This window comes from Chitinophaga sp. OAE865, from assembly GCF_040546735.1.
GTDB lineage: Bacteria > Bacteroidota > Bacteroidia > Chitinophagales > Chitinophagaceae > Chitinophaga > Chitinophaga polysaccharea_A.
Genome location: NZ_JBEPOF010000001.1, coordinates 7,451,658 through 7,468,639, shown reverse-complemented (window position 1 = coordinate 7,468,639; position 16,982 = coordinate 7,451,658). Strand labels below are relative to the sequence as shown.

General features: G+C 46.6%; 16 protein-coding genes. 13 read left to right on the top strand and 3 right to left on the bottom strand.

Features of this window, described 5'->3' with window-relative positions; translation table 11 throughout:
• Positions 1–144 precede the first annotated feature (144 nt).
• The gene (gene ilvA, locus ABIE50_RS29720) at positions 145–1,401 is read left to right on the top strand and encodes a threonine ammonia-lyase IlvA (RefSeq protein ID WP_209862410.1); all 1,257 of its coding nucleotides are present in this window, start codon (positions 145–147) and stop codon (positions 1,399–1,401) included.
• On the opposite strand, the gene ABIE50_RS29715 is transcribed toward ilvA, so the two are convergent.
• The gene (locus tag ABIE50_RS29715; protein ID WP_209862408.1) at positions 1,389–1,964 is read right to left on the bottom strand and encodes an OB-fold protein; all 576 of its coding nucleotides are present in this window, start codon (positions 1,962–1,964) and stop codon (positions 1,389–1,391) included. The genes ilvA and ABIE50_RS29715 overlap by 13 nt on opposite strands.
• A gap of 263 nt (positions 1,965–2,227) precedes the next feature.
• Between ABIE50_RS29715 and ABIE50_RS29710 the strand changes: the two genes are divergently transcribed.
• The 8 genes from ABIE50_RS29710 (at position 2,228) to ABIE50_RS29675 (ending at position 11,419) form a co-directional block, all read left to right on the top strand.
• Positions 2,228–3,028 (top strand): SDR family NAD(P)-dependent oxidoreductase, encoded by an 801-nt coding sequence (locus tag ABIE50_RS29710; RefSeq protein WP_209862406.1) that lies wholly within the window; start codon positions 2,228–2,230, stop codon positions 3,026–3,028.
• 11 nt (positions 3,029–3,039) lie between these two features.
• On the top strand, positions 3,040–4,179 hold the full coding sequence (locus ABIE50_RS29705) for an NAD(P)/FAD-dependent oxidoreductase (protein WP_209862404.1): 1,140 nt from the start codon (positions 3,040–3,042) through the stop codon (positions 4,177–4,179).
• Between the two features lie 387 nt (positions 4,180–4,566).
• Positions 4,567–6,252 carry a sodium/sugar symporter gene (locus tag ABIE50_RS29700; RefSeq protein ID WP_209862403.1) on the top strand — a complete coding sequence of 562 codons (1,686 nt, stop codon included), beginning with the start codon at positions 4,567–4,569 and terminating at the stop codon, positions 6,250–6,252.
• A 96-nt stretch (positions 6,253–6,348) separates the two neighbouring features.
• On the top strand, positions 6,349–7,827 hold the full coding sequence (locus ABIE50_RS29695; protein WP_209862401.1) for a xylulokinase: 1,479 nt from the start codon (positions 6,349–6,351) through the stop codon (positions 7,825–7,827).
• A gap of 33 nt (positions 7,828–7,860) precedes the next feature.
• Positions 7,861–9,189 (top strand): xylose isomerase, encoded by a 1,329-nt coding sequence (gene xylA, locus ABIE50_RS29690; RefSeq protein ID WP_142686243.1) that lies wholly within the window; start codon positions 7,861–7,863, stop codon positions 9,187–9,189.
• A 114-nt stretch (positions 9,190–9,303) separates the two neighbouring features.
• Positions 9,304–10,257, top strand: a complete 954-nt coding sequence (locus tag ABIE50_RS29685; RefSeq protein WP_209862398.1) for an aldose 1-epimerase — start codon at positions 9,304–9,306, stop codon at positions 10,255–10,257.
• A 79-nt stretch (positions 10,258–10,336) separates the two neighbouring features.
• Complete coding sequence (locus ABIE50_RS29680; protein ID WP_142686245.1) at positions 10,337–10,522, top strand: CsbD family protein; 186 nt, start codon at positions 10,337–10,339, stop codon at positions 10,520–10,522.
• A gap of 180 nt (positions 10,523–10,702) precedes the next feature.
• Positions 10,703–11,419, top strand: a complete 717-nt coding sequence (locus ABIE50_RS29675; RefSeq protein ID WP_209862395.1) for a carboxypeptidase-like regulatory domain-containing protein — start codon at positions 10,703–10,705, stop codon at positions 11,417–11,419.
• Positions 11,420–11,494: 75 nt separating this feature from the next.
• On the opposite strand, the gene ABIE50_RS29670 is transcribed toward ABIE50_RS29675, so the two are convergent.
• Both ABIE50_RS29670 and ABIE50_RS29665 read right to left on the bottom strand, forming a co-directional pair.
• A complete protein-coding gene (locus tag ABIE50_RS29670) occupies positions 11,495–12,628 on the bottom strand; it encodes a S1C family serine protease (RefSeq protein WP_209862392.1) in 1,134 nt (377 codons plus the stop codon).
• Positions 12,603–13,178, bottom strand: a complete 576-nt coding sequence (locus ABIE50_RS29665) for an RNA polymerase sigma factor (RefSeq protein ID WP_142686250.1) — start codon at positions 13,176–13,178, stop codon at positions 12,603–12,605. Before ABIE50_RS29665 ends, ABIE50_RS29670 begins: the two co-directional genes overlap by 26 nt.
• Positions 13,179–13,309: 131 nt before the next feature.
• On the opposite strand from ABIE50_RS29665, the gene ABIE50_RS29660 reads away from it, so the two are divergent.
• The 4 genes from ABIE50_RS29660 to ABIE50_RS29645 all read left to right on the top strand — a co-directional run bounded on the left by ABIE50_RS29660 (position 13,310) and on the right by ABIE50_RS29645 (position 16,961).
• The gene (locus tag ABIE50_RS29660; protein ID WP_142686251.1) at positions 13,310–13,543 is read left to right on the top strand and encodes a hypothetical protein; all 234 of its coding nucleotides are present in this window, start codon (positions 13,310–13,312) and stop codon (positions 13,541–13,543) included.
• 582 nt (positions 13,544–14,125) lie between these two features.
• Positions 14,126–14,950 (top strand): prephenate dehydratase, encoded by an 825-nt coding sequence (locus ABIE50_RS29655; RefSeq protein ID WP_142686252.1) that lies wholly within the window; start codon positions 14,126–14,128, stop codon positions 14,948–14,950.
• An 8-nt stretch (positions 14,951–14,958) separates the two neighbouring features.
• A complete protein-coding gene (locus tag ABIE50_RS29650) occupies positions 14,959–16,122 on the top strand; it encodes a pyridoxal phosphate-dependent aminotransferase (RefSeq protein ID WP_209862390.1) in 1,164 nt (387 codons plus the stop codon).
• Entirely contained in the window at positions 16,119–16,961 is an 843-nt protein-coding gene (locus tag ABIE50_RS29645) for a prephenate dehydrogenase (protein WP_209862388.1), read from the top strand. The genes ABIE50_RS29650 and ABIE50_RS29645 overlap by 4 nt, the downstream gene beginning before the upstream one ends.
• The last annotated feature ends 21 nt before the right edge of the window (positions 16,962–16,982 follow it).

Here is a 16,982-nt window from a genome sequence, read left to right as displayed (position 1 = left end):
TTACAATGGCAAAGCATTTTCGAATTATTGAAATTATTGGCGCTCGTATTTAGTACGGAAGGATATTGCTTTCTTATACTGAATACAGGTTCCATGATTTCGATAATCCCGAAGATGCTTTGCCTTTTGTATTAATTACATTTTATGTCTGAAGTAATGAGTAGTGTCAATTCCCTGAATATCCTGGACGCAGCGGTGAAACTGAAACCAATCGTAACCCGCACTCCGCTGATGTATAGCGCCAATCTCTCCCGGCGTTATAACTGTGACGTATATCTGAAAAGAGAGGATATGCAGATTGTACGCTCTTATAAATTGCGTGGCGCCTATAACCTGATCAGCAGCCTGCCTGCTGAGCTCCTGGCCAAAGGCGTTACCTGCGCCAGCGCCGGAAACCACGCCCAGGGCTTCGCTTATGCCTGTAAAGCCATGAACATAAAAGGCGTGGTGTTTATGCCCGTGATCACACCAAAGCAAAAAGTTAACCAGGTGAATATGTTTGGCGGCGATCATATAGAGATCCGTCTTGCAGGAGATACCTTCGATGATTGCTCTGCAGAAGCCCAGGCATTTACAAAAGCCAGCGGTATGACTTTTATTCCCCCGTTCGATAATGCAAAAATAATTGAAGGCCAGGGTACTGTAGCAGTAGAGATCCTGGAAGACCAGTCCGCCATCGATTTTCTATTTGTGCCCGTAGGCGGCGGCGGCCTCGTAGCCGGTCTTGGCACTTATTTTAAAACATACAGTCCCAACACCCGCATCATTGGCGTGGAACCGGAAGGCGCCCCTTCCATGCTCCGGGCATTGGAAAACGGCGGCCCCGTTACCCTCGATGAAATAGAACGTTTTGTAGATGGAGCAGCAGTGAAAAGAGTTGGCACCCTTAACTATGAGATCTGTAAAGACGTGCTGGATAAAATGCACCTGGTACCGGAAGGAAAGGTATGCTCCACCATTCTCCGGTTATACAATGAAGACGCTATTGTGGTAGAGCCCGCGGGAGCGCTCTCTATCGCCGCCCTGGACGATTATGCAGATGCCATCAAAGGGAAAAAAGTGGTATGTGTTGTAAGCGGCAGTAACAACGATATTGACCGTATGCAGGAAATAAAGGAACGCTCACTCCTGTATGAAGGGCTGAAGCATTACTTTATTGTCCGTTTCGCACAACGCCCGGGTGCACTGAAAGAATTTGTGAACCACATACTTGGTCCCGATGATGATATCACCAGGTTTGAATATATCCAGAAGCACAATAAGGAAATAGGTCCCGCGCTTGTAGGCGTGGAACTCAGGCGCCGTGAGGATTACGATAAACTGATTGCCAACTGCAGGAAATATAATTTCCAGATCACCGAGCTGAATAAAGACGATAGTTTGTTTGGCTATCTTGTGTGATTAAAACGGGAGGTTGTTTCTTTTTCTGAAGCGGCTTCCCGTTTTACTTTCCTGCCTGTGGTTACCTCCGGAAGATCCAGTAATTCACATTCCTCAATTTTAAGATCCCAGATCTGTCCCCTGCAGTAGCCCTTCAGCAATACCGGGCTGCCTTTTGCTATTTTAATATCTTCCTTGTTTCTCAGGTAACATTTGATGGCATGGAACCTGTCTGCGCTTTTAAGCAGCATATAAGCAGTACCCATAGGGTTAATATCGGTGCCAATGTAAATGCCGTTTATGTACACTGTTTCATCTGTATACTTCTGACTGGCAGCCTGATCATTTGCCAGATACAGCTTCTGCAGTTCCGTGGCAGGTATGGGGTAGCGTAAGCATTTTCCCACACTGGTATCTTCCGGTGCAGATGCCAGGTACACATTGGCAGCTATGCCCGGTAAAATATCTTTTTGCTGTTTTAGAATAGGATACAGCAGAATGCCGGCAATGGTTGCGAGAATCATGCTCACTATTATAAGCTGCAGGCGCCGGTACCTGTGGTGTTTTGAGGTAGTGGTCGACATAACGGGGGTTTTAGGGATATGATTCTTAAAGATATTAACAAAACCAAACAGCCATCCCTGCTTAACAAGTGCATAACAAAACAACATCCGCCCGGTAACGCGGGTGTAAATAAAGTTGGCGTTTCCTTAGTGACCCCGAGCTGTGTAATTTGTGTTTCCTGGTAAGCCACCGGTTGAAACAATTCTTTTTACTGTTTTTTCAATAACTTATACAGCAATAGGCAGACAGCTGATTTTTATTTTTGATATAAAATAGCAAGATCATGGAGCTTCATTTAAAAGGCAAAGTAGCCATTGTTACCGGTGGCAGTAAAGGAATCGGCAAGGGTATTGCCGCCTCTTTACTGCAGGAAGGCGTTACCGTAGTGATCACCGCCCGTAATGCGGATGAGCTGGAAGATACTGCAGCCATGTTCCGCCTGCAGGGACTGGATGTAGTGGCGGTAGTAGCTGATATGACGAAGGAGGCCGACCTGCAGCGGCTGGTTAACACCACGGTGCAGCAGCTGGGCCATATCGATATCCTGGTTAACAATGCCGGCGGTATAGACGCTTTCGGTCCACTGGATACCATCAGCATGGCACAGTGGCGCCAGGTATTTGACGTTAATTTCTTTGGCCTGGTAGCGCTCACCCAATTGGTGATCCCTCATATGAAAGAGCAGGGCGGCGGCAGGATCATCAATATATCTTCTGAAAATGCCGAGCAGCCGGATCCCAATATGGGACATTATAATGCCACCAAAGCGGCGCTGAACAATTATTCCAAAACACTATCGCAGAATTACGGGAAGGATAATATCCTTGTGAACACCGTTTCCCCGGCATTTATCAAAACACCGCTGGTAGATGAAATGCTGGAAGGCATCTCCAAAGAAAAAAATATTTCAATTGCCGAAGCTGCCAGGGTATTTCTTAAAGAGAACCGCCCTTACCAGGTATTGGGCCGTCCTGGTACACCGGAGGAAACCGGCAGCCTGGTGGCATTCCTGGCTTCGGATCATGCTTCCTTTATCACGGGTGCAGTTTTCAGGGTAGATGGCGGATCTGTAGGCGCTGTATAAATAATAGCTCTATGTTAAGTTTTTGGGAGAAGGAAAGCCTGCTGCAATACGACTACATTATTGTTGGCAGCGGTATTGTTGGTTTATCGGCTGCCATCAGCCTGAAAGAACTGGCGCCCGGCAGCAGGGTACTGGTATTGGAAAGAGACATTTTACCCACCGGCGCCAGTACCAAGAACGCCGGTTTTGCCTGCATCGGGAGTATGACCGAAATCCTTACCGATCTGCAAACCATGCCTGCAGAAGCAGTGAAGAACCTGGTAGCTCTTCGCCTGCGTGGCCTTCGCCTGCTGCGCAGCCGCCTGGGCGATGACGTTATTAATTATCGGGAAAACGGCAGCCATGAACTGATTGGCGCCCGTGAAGAATGGGCCCTGGACCAGCTCCCGGAAGTGAACCGCCTGCTCGGAGAGCTCTTTGAAGGAAAACCGGCTTTCACCCTGGCTAACGAGCGCCTCCCTGCTTTTGGCTTTGCCCCCGGTTATGTAAAAGCTTTGATCAGCAATAATTTTGAAGGGGAGCTGCATACCGGCAAAATGATGCGCGCCCTCATTGATGCCGCCATATTAAAAGGAGTGGAAATTAAAACCGGGTGCACCGTAAAGGCAATAGACGATTTTCATACAGGGGTAAACGTTATAGTGCCGCATCAAACCCTGCAGGAAGACATGGCCTTCGCCGCCCGTAAAGTACTCCTCTGCACTAATGCCTTTACCCGCCGCCTGCTCCCGGAAGAGGAAGTGGTGCCCGGCAGGGGACAGGTACTTATTACTTCACCTGTGAAGGATCTTCCTTTTAAAGGAGTTTTCCACATGGAGGAGGGATATTACTATTTCAGGGAGCTGGACGGCAGGGTGTTGCTGGGTGGTGGCCGCCAGCTCGACTTTGCCGGGGAAACCTCCACTGATTTCCGTTTCAACGACAACATCCAGCACCAGCTGGAAGAATTGCTGCATAAGGTAATACTGCCTGGCCGGGAGGTGACCGTGGCCGACAGGTGGACCGGCATTATGGCCTTTGGCAAAACCAGGCAGCCTATCGTAAAAGTACATACGAAAAATGTGATCATTGGCGTCCGTATGGGAGGGATGGGAGTGGCCATCGGTTCCATAATCGGGGATAACATCGCACGTATGGCACTGGAATCCTGAGCATCATAACCCTGCTGAAATGTTTTTTTCCCGCTTGGGTGGAAAAACTTGCTTCCCGATTTTCTGTGTTCTATATTTATTTTTTATTTCCACGCTATCAGGCATTCAGTTGACAACTCCCACCCCCTAAAGGAAAGGAAATCAATCTGGAAGGTATTTTATGCGTTCACGGGTGCCTTTTGTGAAAGTAAAGGGTATCAATTGTTTCTTTTTACATAAATGCACTATGAAGAGTAAATTAAATGTATAGTTTTATCACCCGTAAAATGAGGGCCGCCCTTGTGGTTTTTTATATTTCCCGTTAAAAAAAACAATTGTAAGCGTATTTTTTACATTTATTATGTATATTGATTCGCTAAATTTTTTATAACCACGTTTTGAACGTATATGCAAACAAAATCCTTACACATCTTTGATTACCTGGTATTCCTGGTATATTTCGTAATAGTGGCTGGTTATGGTTACTATATCTATCAGAAAAAGAAAAAGGTCACAACAGACTCCAAAGACTTTTTCCTGGCAGAAGGTTCCCTTACCTGGTGGGCTATCGGGGCCTCTCTTATTGCTTCCAATATTTCTGCAGAGCAGTTTATCGGTATGTCAGGGAACGGGTTTAATATAGGGTTGGCTATTTCTACCTACGAGTGGATGGCGGCGGCCACACTCATTGTAGTAGCGGTATTTTTCCTGCCTATTTACCTGAAGAATAAGATCTATACCATGCCCCAGTTCCTGGAACGCAGGTATAACCAGACAGTAAGTACTATTATGGCGGTTTTCTGGCTGCTGTTATACGTGGTGGTAAATCTCACTTCAATTCTTTATCTCGGTGCGCTGGCTGTTTCCACGATCTCCGGTATTAACTTCTATGTGTGTATGGTGGCACTCGCCTTTTTTGCCATCCTTATTACACTGGGAGGGATGAAGGTGATTGGATACACGGATGTAATACAGGTGTTCTTCCTTATCCTCGGCGGACTGGCAACTACTTACCTGGCATTGCAGCTGGTATCTGAGCATTTTGGAGAAAAAGGAGTATTAAAAGGTTTCTCCCTGATGACGCAACATGCCAGTGAACATTTCCATATGATCCTTCATAAAGAAAATCCGAAGTATCTCGATCTGCCGGGCCTGAGCGTATTAATTGGTGGTATGTGGATCGTAAACCTGAACTACTGGGGATGTAACCAATATATCACACAACGCGCACTGGGAGCGGATCTGAAAACAGCCCGCCAGGGATTACTGTTCGCCGGTTTCCTCAAACTGCTGATGCCTGTGATAGTGGTATTGCCGGGTATTGCGGCTTATGTGCTGTATTCCCAGAACCATGGCGACTTTGCCCAATCCATGATGAAAGGCGGTTCCCTCAACGCGGATAATGCCTATCCCGTGTTGCTCAATCTCCTGCCCATTGGTTTAAAAGGACTGGCATTTGCCGCTTTAACAGCCGCAGTGGTAGCTTCCCTGGCAGGTAAGGCGAACAGTATCTCTACCATTTATTCCCTGGATATTTATAAGAAGATATATAACAAAACTGCCGATGAAAAGAAGATCGTAGGCGTGGGCCGTGCAGTGGTAATTATTACCATGATCATTGCCATTGTGATCTCCAACTTCCTCGGTATCGATAAAAAAGGAGGCTTCCAGTTTATCCAGGAATATACCGGCTTTGTTTCTCCCGGTGTATTTGCCATGTTTGCCCTCGGGTTTTTCTGGAAACGGACTACCTCCAGTGCAGCCATGTTTGCAATGATCGGCGGCCTGCTCCTTTCCTTTGTCCTGAAGTTTATGCCGGCATGGGTAAACCTGGAGCCGCTGCACCAGTTTGGCTTTGCCGCACTGAACCCCGACAGCGGTTTGTGGGAAATGGCCTTCATTGACCGTATGGGATTAGTGTTTGTAGTGTGTGTGATAGGTATGATCATTATTACGCTGGCGGATAAACGCAGCGTGAACAATCCGAAAGGACTGGCTATCGACAGCAGCATGTTTAAGCCCAACCTGGGCTTTACAGTAGGCGCCTTGCTGATCGTGGGCATCCTCATCGCATTGTATACTGTATTCTGGTAATCAGTTCATTTTATAATTTCAGTATCCGGATATTTTAGGGCAGTTTTTTGTCTTAAAATATCCGGTACTTTTTCAGACCGCTAATTCTTTCACGTTATGTACTTTATAGGATATGATATTGGGTCATCATCTATCAAGGCGGCGCTGCTGAATGCCGATACCGGCGTTTGCGTAGCCAGCGCCACCTGTCCGGAAAAAGAAATGGCCATTGATGTACCACAGCCCGACTGGGCTGAGCAGGATCCCGAAAGCTGGTGGAAAGAGATCATCCATGCTACGGAAATCCTTTTACAGCGCTATCGCGTTGATCCTGCCCAGATCAAGGGAATAGGCATTGCCTACCAGATGCACGGGCTGGTATGTGTGGATAAACAACAACAGGTGCTGCGGCCTGCTATTATCTGGTGCGACAGTCGCGCTGTTAATACCGGCAATACCGCTTTTAAAGCGCTGGGAGAACAATATTGCCTCGAGCACCTGCTCAATTCCCCCGGTAACTTCACCGCATCCAAACTCCGCTGGATACAGGAAAATGAACCGCATATTTATGAACGTATTCATAAAGTAATGCTGCCCGGCGATTTCATTGCCATGAAATTAACCGGTGAAGCCTGTACTACCATCTCCGGTTTATCAGAAGGCACTTTCTGGGATTTTGAAGCAAATGCGGTTTCAAAAGCGTTACTGGAATATTACCAGATAGATGAACAACTGTTGTCTGCCATCGTACCTACGTTCGGCATCCAGGGGCAGCTCACTGCGGCAGCAGCCGCCACGCTGAAACTGGCGCCTGGCACTCCGGTTACCTACCGCGCCGGCGACCAGCCTAACAACGCTTTCTCCCTCAATGTGCTGCAACCCGGCGAAGCCGCTACCACAGCGGGCACTTCGGGTGTGGTATATGCGGTTCATGACAAGAACAGTTTCGACCGGCAGAGCAGGGTCAATACCTTTGTACACGTAAATAACGATCACGCACATACGAGAAACGGGGTGCTCATGTGCCTTAATGGTACCGGTATCGCCAATAGCTGGCTCAAGAACCTGGTAGGGGATATCACTTACCCGGAAATGAATACCCTTGCCCAACAGGCGCCTGTTGGCGCCAAAGGTCTGCAGGTATTTCCTTTTGGCAATGGCGCTGAGCGCATCCTGGAAAACAGGAGCCTGGGAGCCACCCTCCGTAATCTCGATTTTAACCGCCACAGCCGCGCTCACATTATGCGCGCGGTGCAGGAAGGAATTGTGTTTGGTCTTAACTATGGGATGGATATCATGGTGGGAATGGATCTTAATATTCACCGTGTAAGGGCAGGGCACGCGAATATGTTCCTCAGTCCCTTGTTCCGGGAGGCTTTTGCCAACACCGCCAATGTAGTGATAGAATTGTATAATACAGACGGAGCGCAGGGCGCCGCCCGCGGAGCAGCCATCGGAGCCGGTTACGTAAGTGCTGCCGATGCTTTCAGGGGTATGGAATGCCTTGCTGTAATTGAGCCCGATGCAGCGCTGCAATCCCAATACCGGGATGTTTACGGCAACTGGCTGAACGGACTGAATACCCTGCTGCACTAACGCAGATCCAGCATTAAAAAAATCACATCAGTTATGAGTATTACATTAGGAAACAACGAGTATTTCAAAGGAATCGGGAAAATACAGTTCGAAGGACCACAGTCCGATAACCCGCTGGCATACAAATGGTATGATGAGAACCGCCTCATTGCTGGCAAATCCATGAAAGAACTGTTCCGTTTTGCCGTATCCTACTGGCATACCTTCTGCGGAACCGGCGGTGATCCCTTCGGACCCGGTACCAAACAGTTTCCCTGGCTTAGCTCCCGGGATGCCAACCAGAGTGCTAAGGACAAAATGGACGCGGCTTTTGAGTTCATCACCAAAATGGGCCTCCCTTACTACTGCTTCCATGATGTAGACCTGGTAGATGAAGGCGCTAACGTGGCAGAATACGAAAGCCGTATGCAGCAGATCGTTGCCTATGCCAAACAGAAACAACAGGCCAGTGGTGTTAAACTGTTATGGGGAACTGCAAACGTTTTCAGTAATCCACGCTACATGAACGGTGCAGCTACTAACCCCGACTTTGCTGTACTGGCTTATGCCGGTGCACAGGTGAAAAACTCACTGGATGCCACCATTGCATTAGGCGGCGAAAACTACGTGTTCTGGGGTGGCCGTGAAGGCTACATGACCCTGCTCAATACCAACATGAAACGCGAACAGGAACACCTGGGCCGTTTCCTGGGCATGGCCCGCGATTATGCACGGGCACAGGGTTTCAAAGGAACGTTCTTTATAGAGCCAAAACCCTGCGAACCTACCAAGCACCAGTACGACTACGACGCAGCTACGGTGATCGGCTTCCTCCGCCAGTTTGGGCTCGATAAGGATTTTAAACTGAACCTTGAAGTGAATCACGCTACACTGGCAGGCCATACCTTCCAGCACGAGCTGCAGGTAGCGGCAGATGCAGGTATGCTGGGCAGCATTGATGCCAACCGCGGAGACGCGCAGAATGGCTGGGACACCGACCAGTTTCCCACTAACCTTAATGATCTCATTGAAAGCATGCTCGTGATCCTTGAAGCTGGCGGATTTGCCGGCGGCGGGGTCAACTTCGATGCAAAAACCCGTCGTAATTCCACCGACCTGGAAGACATCTTCCACGCACACATCGGCGGTATCGACACTTTTGCAAGAGCTGCTATCATTGCAGAAAAGGTGCTTACTGCCACCCCGTATAAAAAATTCCGCCAGGATCGCTATGCTTCTTTTGATAGCGGCAAGGGACAGGAATTTGAAGCAGGCAAACTAACGCTGGAAGACCTCCGCAATTTTGCAGCTGCAAATGGAGAACCAAAGCAAACCAGCGGCAAACAGGAGTGGCTGGAAAACCTGATCAATGCAAGCATTTAAAATGCTATACGGGATTTTGCCAGTGAGTTATAAGTTAACAACAAACAGCTGTTGTCAAATAATCACAGGGCAAAATCCCAAAATGTTTTATATTTTCTTCCAAAATTATGAACAATGAAATTTGGCATCCATTCTTTTCAAGAGGCAGGATTTGATATCATTGCGCTCCAGGATCTGGAAACAGGAACGCAGGTGGAAATAATACCTTCTTTCGGCGCATTGCTGCATGCTTTCAAAGTAAAACATTCAACAGGAGCCCTGAACCTGATAGATAGCTATAAGGATCTTAACGACCTGGAAGCCAATCTGCGTACCAGCTTTAAAAGCGTAAAGCTAAGCCCGTATGCATGCCGCATGAAAGATGCGCAGTATACCTGGGAGGGCAAATCTTACAGCATCCGGAAAACACTGGCGCCCGGAAATGCTATCCATGGCCTGTTATACGATGTTCCTTTCACAGTGACAGCGCAACAGGCAGATGACCAGCAGGCATCTGTAACCCTTACCCATCATTTCAGGGAAACAGATGATGCGGGGTATCCTTTTGCGTACGATTGTATAGCTACCTTCACCCTCCGCGCTGCTAATGAGCTGCAGCTGAGCACCACTCTTGTAAACCAGAGCGGCGTTACTATTCCCGTAATGGATGGATGGCATCCGTACTTCAGCACCGGTACCCCGGCAGATGAGCTGGTATTAACTTTTGCATCCAAAGAAATAGTGGAGTTCAATGAAAAATTACTGCCTACAGGAAAAGTATTGCCATATACTGAATTTGTTGCCGGCAAGCTGCTGAAAGGAGTGGAGCTGGATAATTCCTTTGTATTGGATCTCACAAAGCCACAACCGCTGGCCACGATCCACGATCCGAAGAAAAATATCAACATTGCTTTCTATCCTGAGAACAGTTACCCTATCCTCCAGATTTATATACCACCACACCGTACCAGCATAGCAGTTGAGAACCTCAGCGGCGCCCCGGATGCCTTTAACAACGGGATTGGACTGGTTCAGCTGGCTGCCGGTGAAAGCAGGATTTTTACCACCCGTATCCAGGTATCTTTATAACTGGGCCCGGCGATGGCATATTCTTTGGCTCTTCAGTTCCATAGTAACCCGATTATATCACCATATAAATTGAGAGATTATGGACAAGTTAGAGATCAAAGGAAAATGGAATGAGTTAAAAGGTACGCTGAAACAGCAATACGCCGATCTGACAGACGACGACCTGTTATATGAAGAAGGACAGGAAGATAAGCTGATCGGAAAGCTGCAGCAGAAGCTGGGCAAAAGCCGGGAGGAAGTGATCGATTTACTGAAGTCTGCCTGATTGGATAACCTGGAATTTAAATACAGTGATCCTTCTGCTCCGGCAGAAGGATTTTTGTTTTTTTTAACACCGTGGCATTTTCTTTAATTTGTACCTTGTTAGGGTAGATGAACAATGTCTATACTGATCTGTTTGTGAGGAAGTGAAAGGGATTCAGCTGTTTAAATTATTATATTCTATATGAAGGTTTTCATGCGCATCATAGCACTAGGCTGTATATTCAGTATGGCATTTGCTCCTAAGGTACAGGCACAGGTAACAGTTACCGGGATGATTTCGGACAGTAACAGGCTGGTGCTGCCCTACGCAACAGTAAGTAACCTCAACTCGGGGAAGCGCTCGCTTTCCGACCAGGGTGGTTATTACAGGATAACCGCTTCCCGCAACGATCGGCTCATGGTTACCTTTGTGGGATACAAGCCGGATACGGTGATCGTTACCCAGTCGTCCGGTACCCAAACCATTAACATAGTGATGGAACCGGCGGGGAAGTTCCTGAAAGGAGTAGAAATCACGTCTGAATATACTCCATACCAGATAGATTCCATGGAAAGGCGCCACCAATACGGTTATATCCTTGATAATCCCAACAAGCCGCTGGCTGGTGGCAGCACACCGGAGGGGGCCGGTATCGTGTTCAGCCCTATTACCCGATTCTCCAAAAGAGAAAAACAGAAACGGCAGTTTAAGGAGAACTACGAGAAGATGGAAAAAGAAAAGTTCATCGATTCCCGCTTTACGCCCATTTTGGTAAGCCGGGTAACGGGACTTAAAGGGGATTCACTCCAGTTATTTATGCGGGATAATTACCCCGATTATAATACTATGCGTACTATCAATAACAACGATCTGCTTTACTGGATCACTGATAAGTATAAAGCCTGGATGAAGAAGTAACCAGGCAGGCATAAAAAAAGAGCGGGGTATAACAACTGTTATACCCCGCTCTCTTTTATTTTAAGGATTGATATTTCAATTATACACCTTCACCATATACACAAAGTCTTCCAGCTTCTTAATCTGATCTACCCTGTTCATACCTTCCAGGCGGCTCTTGTGGTTCCAGTCTCTCCGGGTTTGCTTATCTTTCGGCATTTCATCCAGCAGGTGTTTGAGGTGAGCCGATTTTACTGCAAAGGCAATACCATCCGAAGTAGTTTGTTTGCCGGTTACTATTCCCACTACATCTCCCTTATTGTCGAGCAGGGGGGCACCGCTATTGCCGGGGTTTACGGGGATGGATACCTGATAGGCAGTTGTATCTCCGTTAAAACCTGTTTTGGCACTGATATAACCTTTGCCATAAACAATTTCATCGCGGGGGAAGCCCATGGTGAATACTTCTTCGCCGATTTTTACGCTTTGTGGTTTCAAAGCATAGGGCAGGGGCTGACTTTTAAAAGAAGAATCTGCAATCTTCAGTACTGCCAGGTCACTGGAAATATCTTCAAAGATACTGATGGCTTTAAAAGCTTCTCCTTTATTATTCTGCACATAAACGGAGTCGGCGCCGGCCACTACATGATAATTGGTAACAATATAGCCGTTGCCTGATACTGCGAAACCGGTGCCACCATAAGTTCCCGGGTTTAGCGGAGCCTTGCTCTTACTGTTCATATCATTGATAAGAGCATTCTGGGAGCGTTGAATATTATTCAACACCCTTCTCACATCCTCGTATTGTGCAGTGGATTTGTTTTTTGATACGTTCTGTATAATCGCGATGGTAGACAATGAAGTTACCAAAGCGATACAGGCGGCTGCAGCAAGATTGGTAATGGTCCTGCGGCGAATGGTCAGTCTTCTTGCAGTCTGGTTTTCTTCCTGGGCCTGTTTGCGCAGGCTAGGCATATCCAGCTGGTGATGTATGTGGTTGAGCTTTGCCTGTAATTGCTGACGTTTGCCGTAATTGCCCAGGTGCTGAAGGAACAGCTGATGTTCTTCTACCTGTTTATTTATCAGCGGATTGGTATGACGCAGTGTATCGAAAGCAGTTTTTTCCTGTTCGCTCATTTCCCCTTCCAGGTAACGCTCAATTTCACGTAATAAGGTCATGTCTTCTTTCATGGCTGCTTTCTGCTTATAATGATGTGTTGTATTGATCAAAAAATAACTTCTTCAAACGCATCAGGCACTTGTACTTCTGGTTCTTTGCATTTTCTGCATTGGTATATCCGAACTTCTCCGCAATTTCCTGCATAGATCTTTTATGCAGATAATAATCTTCCAGGATGGTTTGACATGGCTGGCCGATATTGCTCATCGCTCCTTCCATGATCCTGAATTCCTGGTCCCTTGCCTCATGCTCTTCCAGTGCTTCCGTAGCCGGGATCACTTCTTCCAGTTCAGGTGTTAAGGCATATAATCCGAAGGTCCGCTGTACTTTTTTAAGCCACAGATGGCGGCAAACCGAATAAAGAAAGGTTTTGAGCCTGCTGCTTAAAGTAAAATCACCGGTTTGAACCTTTTCATATAATACTATAACAGCCTCCTGGAATACATCCTTTGCGTCGTCTTCCGAGCCATTATGCTGAAGAATCATCCGTAAAACCACAGGAAAATTTTCTGAATAGATGATTTCCAATGACTTATCCTCACCTTTTGCCAGTCCCAGCAATAATTCCCTGTCTCTTGTTATGTCTTGATTTTGCTTCACTCTTAATACAGTTATTAGGCATTTGGTAACCCAAAGTAGCGAAAAAAAATATTTTTAAAAGTTTGGGTTACCTTTTAGGTGATCCCGGTATAAAGGTTAAATCATTCAAAAACAACTTAAATAATTGTATCATGAAGAACGTAATCAAAATTGGTTTCTTAGCTCTGTCTTTCGGTCTGTTCGCAGTTGCTTGCGGTGGCGCAAAAACTGAAACTGCTACTGACTCTACCGCTACTGCTGCTGGTGCTTCTATCGATTCAGCTGCTCAGGTAGCTACTTCTGCTGTTGATTCTGTAGCTGATGCTGCAAAAGCAACTGTTGATTCTGCTGCTAAAACTGTTGATTCAGCTGCTGCTCATCACTAATCTGACTTTAGAATTTTATAATTAACCGTTCAGGCTTGGCCTGGACGGTTTTTTTATGCCCCGTTTGCTTAAGAAATTCCGACTTTTTGAAAGTTATTCAATAATTTACCTTTATTATTGAAAAAAGTATATTTTTCAATGATACCCCTTGGATAATTAAAATCGTGCCGTATTTTTGTCCTACACTCAAAACGAGTAACAAATAATAATATGATACAACAAACCTCTTTTGGCTTTTTTAGCTTTTATTATTTCTGGTACCAGGAATAGGGAGGTCGTTTGTAAAAAGATAAAAGAACTACAAAAAGGCCTTCCGGAACCGGAAGGCCTTTTTAATATCAAAAACAGGCATGCAGCCAACTGATGCCAACAATAAATAAACATATGTTACAGCCGGTTTCAGGCAATTACTTTTTTTATTACTTCTCTTACTTCTTTTATGCGAAGAAGCAGGGGACCCGTTTGCAATAATATACTTACATATAAAAAGTACAGCGCAAAGGGTCCCGGATCGGGACCCTTTCTGTTTTTAATAGCTAGTTGCTACAGCAACTATAACAAAATAAAATCAATCACATACACATGAAAATTGCCATACAGGGGTTTGAAGGATCTTTTCACCAGGTAGCTGCTCAGGGGTATTTCGGTAAGCAAACTGAAATAGAATGCTGTGCCTCCTTTGCAGAACTGGTTAAAAAAGTCAAACAGCAACCCGATGTGGATGCAGGTATCATGGCCATTGAGAACTCAATTGCCGGCAGCATTTTACCCAATTATAGCCTTATTAAGAACTCCGGTCTGCATATTACCGGTGAAATTTACCTGCAGATCAACCAGCACCTGATGGTTTTACCGGGGCAAACGCTGGAAGACATCCGGGAAGTACATTCCCACCCTATGGCCCTGCTGCAGTGTATGGATTTCCTGGAAAAATACCCGCATATTAAACTGGTGGAAACAGAAGATACAGCTCTCAGCGCCAGGCATGTAAGGCAGAAGAAGCTGAAAAGCACGGCCGCGATTGCAGGTAAACTCGCTGCAGAGATCTTTGAACTGGATATCGTGGCGCCTAATATTCACACCAATAAAAATAACTATACCCGTTTCCTGGCGGTATCACGTACGCCTATAGACACTCCTGAAGATGCCAATAAAGCATCGGTATATTTTCAAACCAGCCACGACCGCGGTAGCCTGGCTAAGGTGCTTACCCAGATTGCAGTGGCCGGCATTAATCTTTCAAAGCTGCAGTCGTTTCCTATCCCCGCAAAAGAATGGAATTATTACTTCCACGCCGATATGGAATTTGATAACGCCGCTCATTTTGAAAAAGCATTATCGAAAATAGAACCGCTCACAGAGCATCTGAAAGTGCTGGGTATTTATAAAAAAGGAAAAACACATTAATCAGGTTTATGCAGATACAGGTTGCTAAAAGATTACAAGGCACGGAAGAATATTACTTCTCCAAAAAGCTCAGGGAGATTGAGGAAATGAACCAATCCGGCACAAAGGTGATCAACCTTGGTATCGGAAGCCCGGATCTGCCTCCTCATCCTTCAGTGGTGGCTGCATTGAACGAAAATGCCGCTTTGCCCAATACGCATAATTACCAGGGATATAAAGGTATTCCGGCCCTGCGTAAAGCAATGGCTGACTGGTACCAGCGCTATTATAATGTAACGCTGAACCCTGATACGGAAGTATTGCCGCTGATAGGTTCCAAGGAAGGGATTATGCATATCTGTATGACTTACCTGCAGGAAGGTGATGAGGCCCTGATCCCGAACCCGGGCTACCCTACCTACCGTTCTGCAGTGAACCTGAGCGGGGCTACCGTTGTTGATTATGATCTGACGGAAGAAAACAGCTGGTTGCCCGACCTGGATGCACTGGCACAAAAAGACCTGAGCAAGGTGAAGCTGATGTGGGTTAACTATCCGCATATGCCTACCGGTGCAAAGGTAAACAGGGAGTTTGCCGCAAAGCTTATCGCTTTTGCCAAACAGCATAACATTCTTATCTGCCATGATAATCCGTACAGCTTCATCCTGAACGAGCAGCCCGAAAGTTTGTTGCAGTTTGAAGGTGCAAAGGATGTGGTGCTGGAACTGAATTCCCTCAGTAAATCGTCCAATATGGCCGGATGGCGTATAGGCATGCTGGTGGGTAAAGCAGAATGGATTGCACAGGTACTGCGCTTTAAAAGCAATATGGACTCCGGTATGTTCCAGCCTATGCAGATGGCCGCTGTGAAGGCGCTGCAGCTGGGAAAAGACTGGTACGATGATCTGAATAAAATTTACCGTGCGCGCAGGGAGAAAGTATTCCAACTGCTGGATCTGCTGCATTGCACCTATGATAAGAACCAGGTAGGTATGTTCGTTTGGGCGAAAATACCTGCTACTAACGAAAACGGTTATACGCTCACTGATGAAATACTGCAGAAAGCCCGTGTATTTATTACTCCCGGGGGCATATTTGGTAGTAACGGTAACGGCTATATCAGGGTGAGTCTTTGCCAGGATGAGAAGGTTTTCCAGGAGGCGATAGAACGTATCAAAACCAACGTAAAATGATTGCAACAGTAATAGGGACAGGTTTAATAGGTGGCTCGCTCGCTATCACGCTGAAAGAAAAGGGTGTGGCAGAGCGGATCATTGGAGTGGATCAGCGCCAGGAGCATCTGCAGCGGGCGCTGGAGCTGAACATCATTGATGAAGCAGCCACCCTGGAAGATGCCATGAAGCGCTCCAGCCTGGTGATACTGGCCATCCCTGTGGATGCGGTATTACAGGCACTGCCCGGCATCATGGATAAGGCGCGCCCCGGCCAGGTGATTATGGATGTAGGTTCTACCAAAGAAAAAATACTGCAACTCGTTGCCGGTCATCCCAACAGAGGACGCTTTGTGGCTGCCCACCCGATGGCCGGCACCGAGTATTCCGGGCCGGATGCCGCTGTACGCAACCTCTTCGTACATAAAACAATGGTGCTCTGTGATGTGAAGAACAGTGATGAGGACGCCCTGGAACTGGTGGAAAATATGGTAGACCAGCTGCAGATGCGCACTGTATACATGAATGCGGAAGAGCATGACCTGCACACCGCTTATGTGTCGCACATCTCCCACATTACTTCTTTCGCGCTGGCATTAACAGTGCTGAAAAAAGAAAAAGAGTCAGGACGCATCTTTGAACTGGCGAGCGGTGGTTTTGAATCCACTGTGCGTTTGGCGAAAAGCTCTCCTGATATGTGGGTGCCTATCTTCAAACATAACCGGAACAATGTGCTGGATGTACTGGACGAACATATCAGCCAGTTACAGCAAATGAAAACATTGCTGGAGAATGAAGACTACGACACCTTTTACAAATTGATTCAAAAATCCAATAAAATCAGGAAGATCCTGAAATAATTAAATTCTGATAATCTACTT

Excerpts from the sequence above, each read along its gene's own strand:
- ABIE50_RS29675 (WP_209862395.1), top strand. The coding sequence starts at position 10,703 with ATGAAGGTTTTCATGCGCATCATAGCACTAGGCTGTATATTCAGTATG.
- ABIE50_RS29685 (WP_209862398.1), top strand. The coding sequence starts at position 9,304 with ATGAAATTTGGCATCCATTCTTTTCAAGAGGCAGGATTTGATATCATT.
- ABIE50_RS29655 (WP_142686252.1), top strand. The coding sequence starts at position 14,126 with ATGAAAATTGCCATACAGGGGTTTGAAGGATCTTTTCACCAGGTAGCT.
- ABIE50_RS29715 (WP_209862408.1), bottom strand. The coding sequence starts at position 1,964 with ATGTCGACCACTACCTCAAAACACCACAGGTACCGGCGCCTGCAGCTT.
- ABIE50_RS29650 (WP_209862390.1), top strand. The coding sequence starts at position 14,959 with ATGCAGATACAGGTTGCTAAAAGATTACAAGGCACGGAAGAATATTAC.
- ilvA (WP_209862410.1), top strand. The coding sequence starts at position 145 with ATGTCTGAAGTAATGAGTAGTGTCAATTCCCTGAATATCCTGGACGCA.
- ABIE50_RS29680 (WP_142686245.1), top strand. The coding sequence starts at position 10,337 with ATGGACAAGTTAGAGATCAAAGGAAAATGGAATGAGTTAAAAGGTACG.
- ABIE50_RS29700 (WP_209862403.1), top strand. The coding sequence starts at position 4,567 with ATGCAAACAAAATCCTTACACATCTTTGATTACCTGGTATTCCTGGTA.
- ABIE50_RS29705 (WP_209862404.1), top strand. The coding sequence starts at position 3,040 with ATGTTAAGTTTTTGGGAGAAGGAAAGCCTGCTGCAATACGACTACATT.
- xylA (WP_142686243.1), top strand. The coding sequence starts at position 7,861 with ATGAGTATTACATTAGGAAACAACGAGTATTTCAAAGGAATCGGGAAA.
- ABIE50_RS29695 (WP_209862401.1), top strand. The coding sequence starts at position 6,349 with ATGTACTTTATAGGATATGATATTGGGTCATCATCTATCAAGGCGGCG.
- ABIE50_RS29710 (WP_209862406.1), top strand. The coding sequence starts at position 2,228 with ATGGAGCTTCATTTAAAAGGCAAAGTAGCCATTGTTACCGGTGGCAGT.
- ABIE50_RS29645 (WP_209862388.1), top strand. The coding sequence starts at position 16,119 with ATGATTGCAACAGTAATAGGGACAGGTTTAATAGGTGGCTCGCTCGCT.
- ABIE50_RS29660 (WP_142686251.1), top strand. The coding sequence starts at position 13,310 with ATGAAGAACGTAATCAAAATTGGTTTCTTAGCTCTGTCTTTCGGTCTG.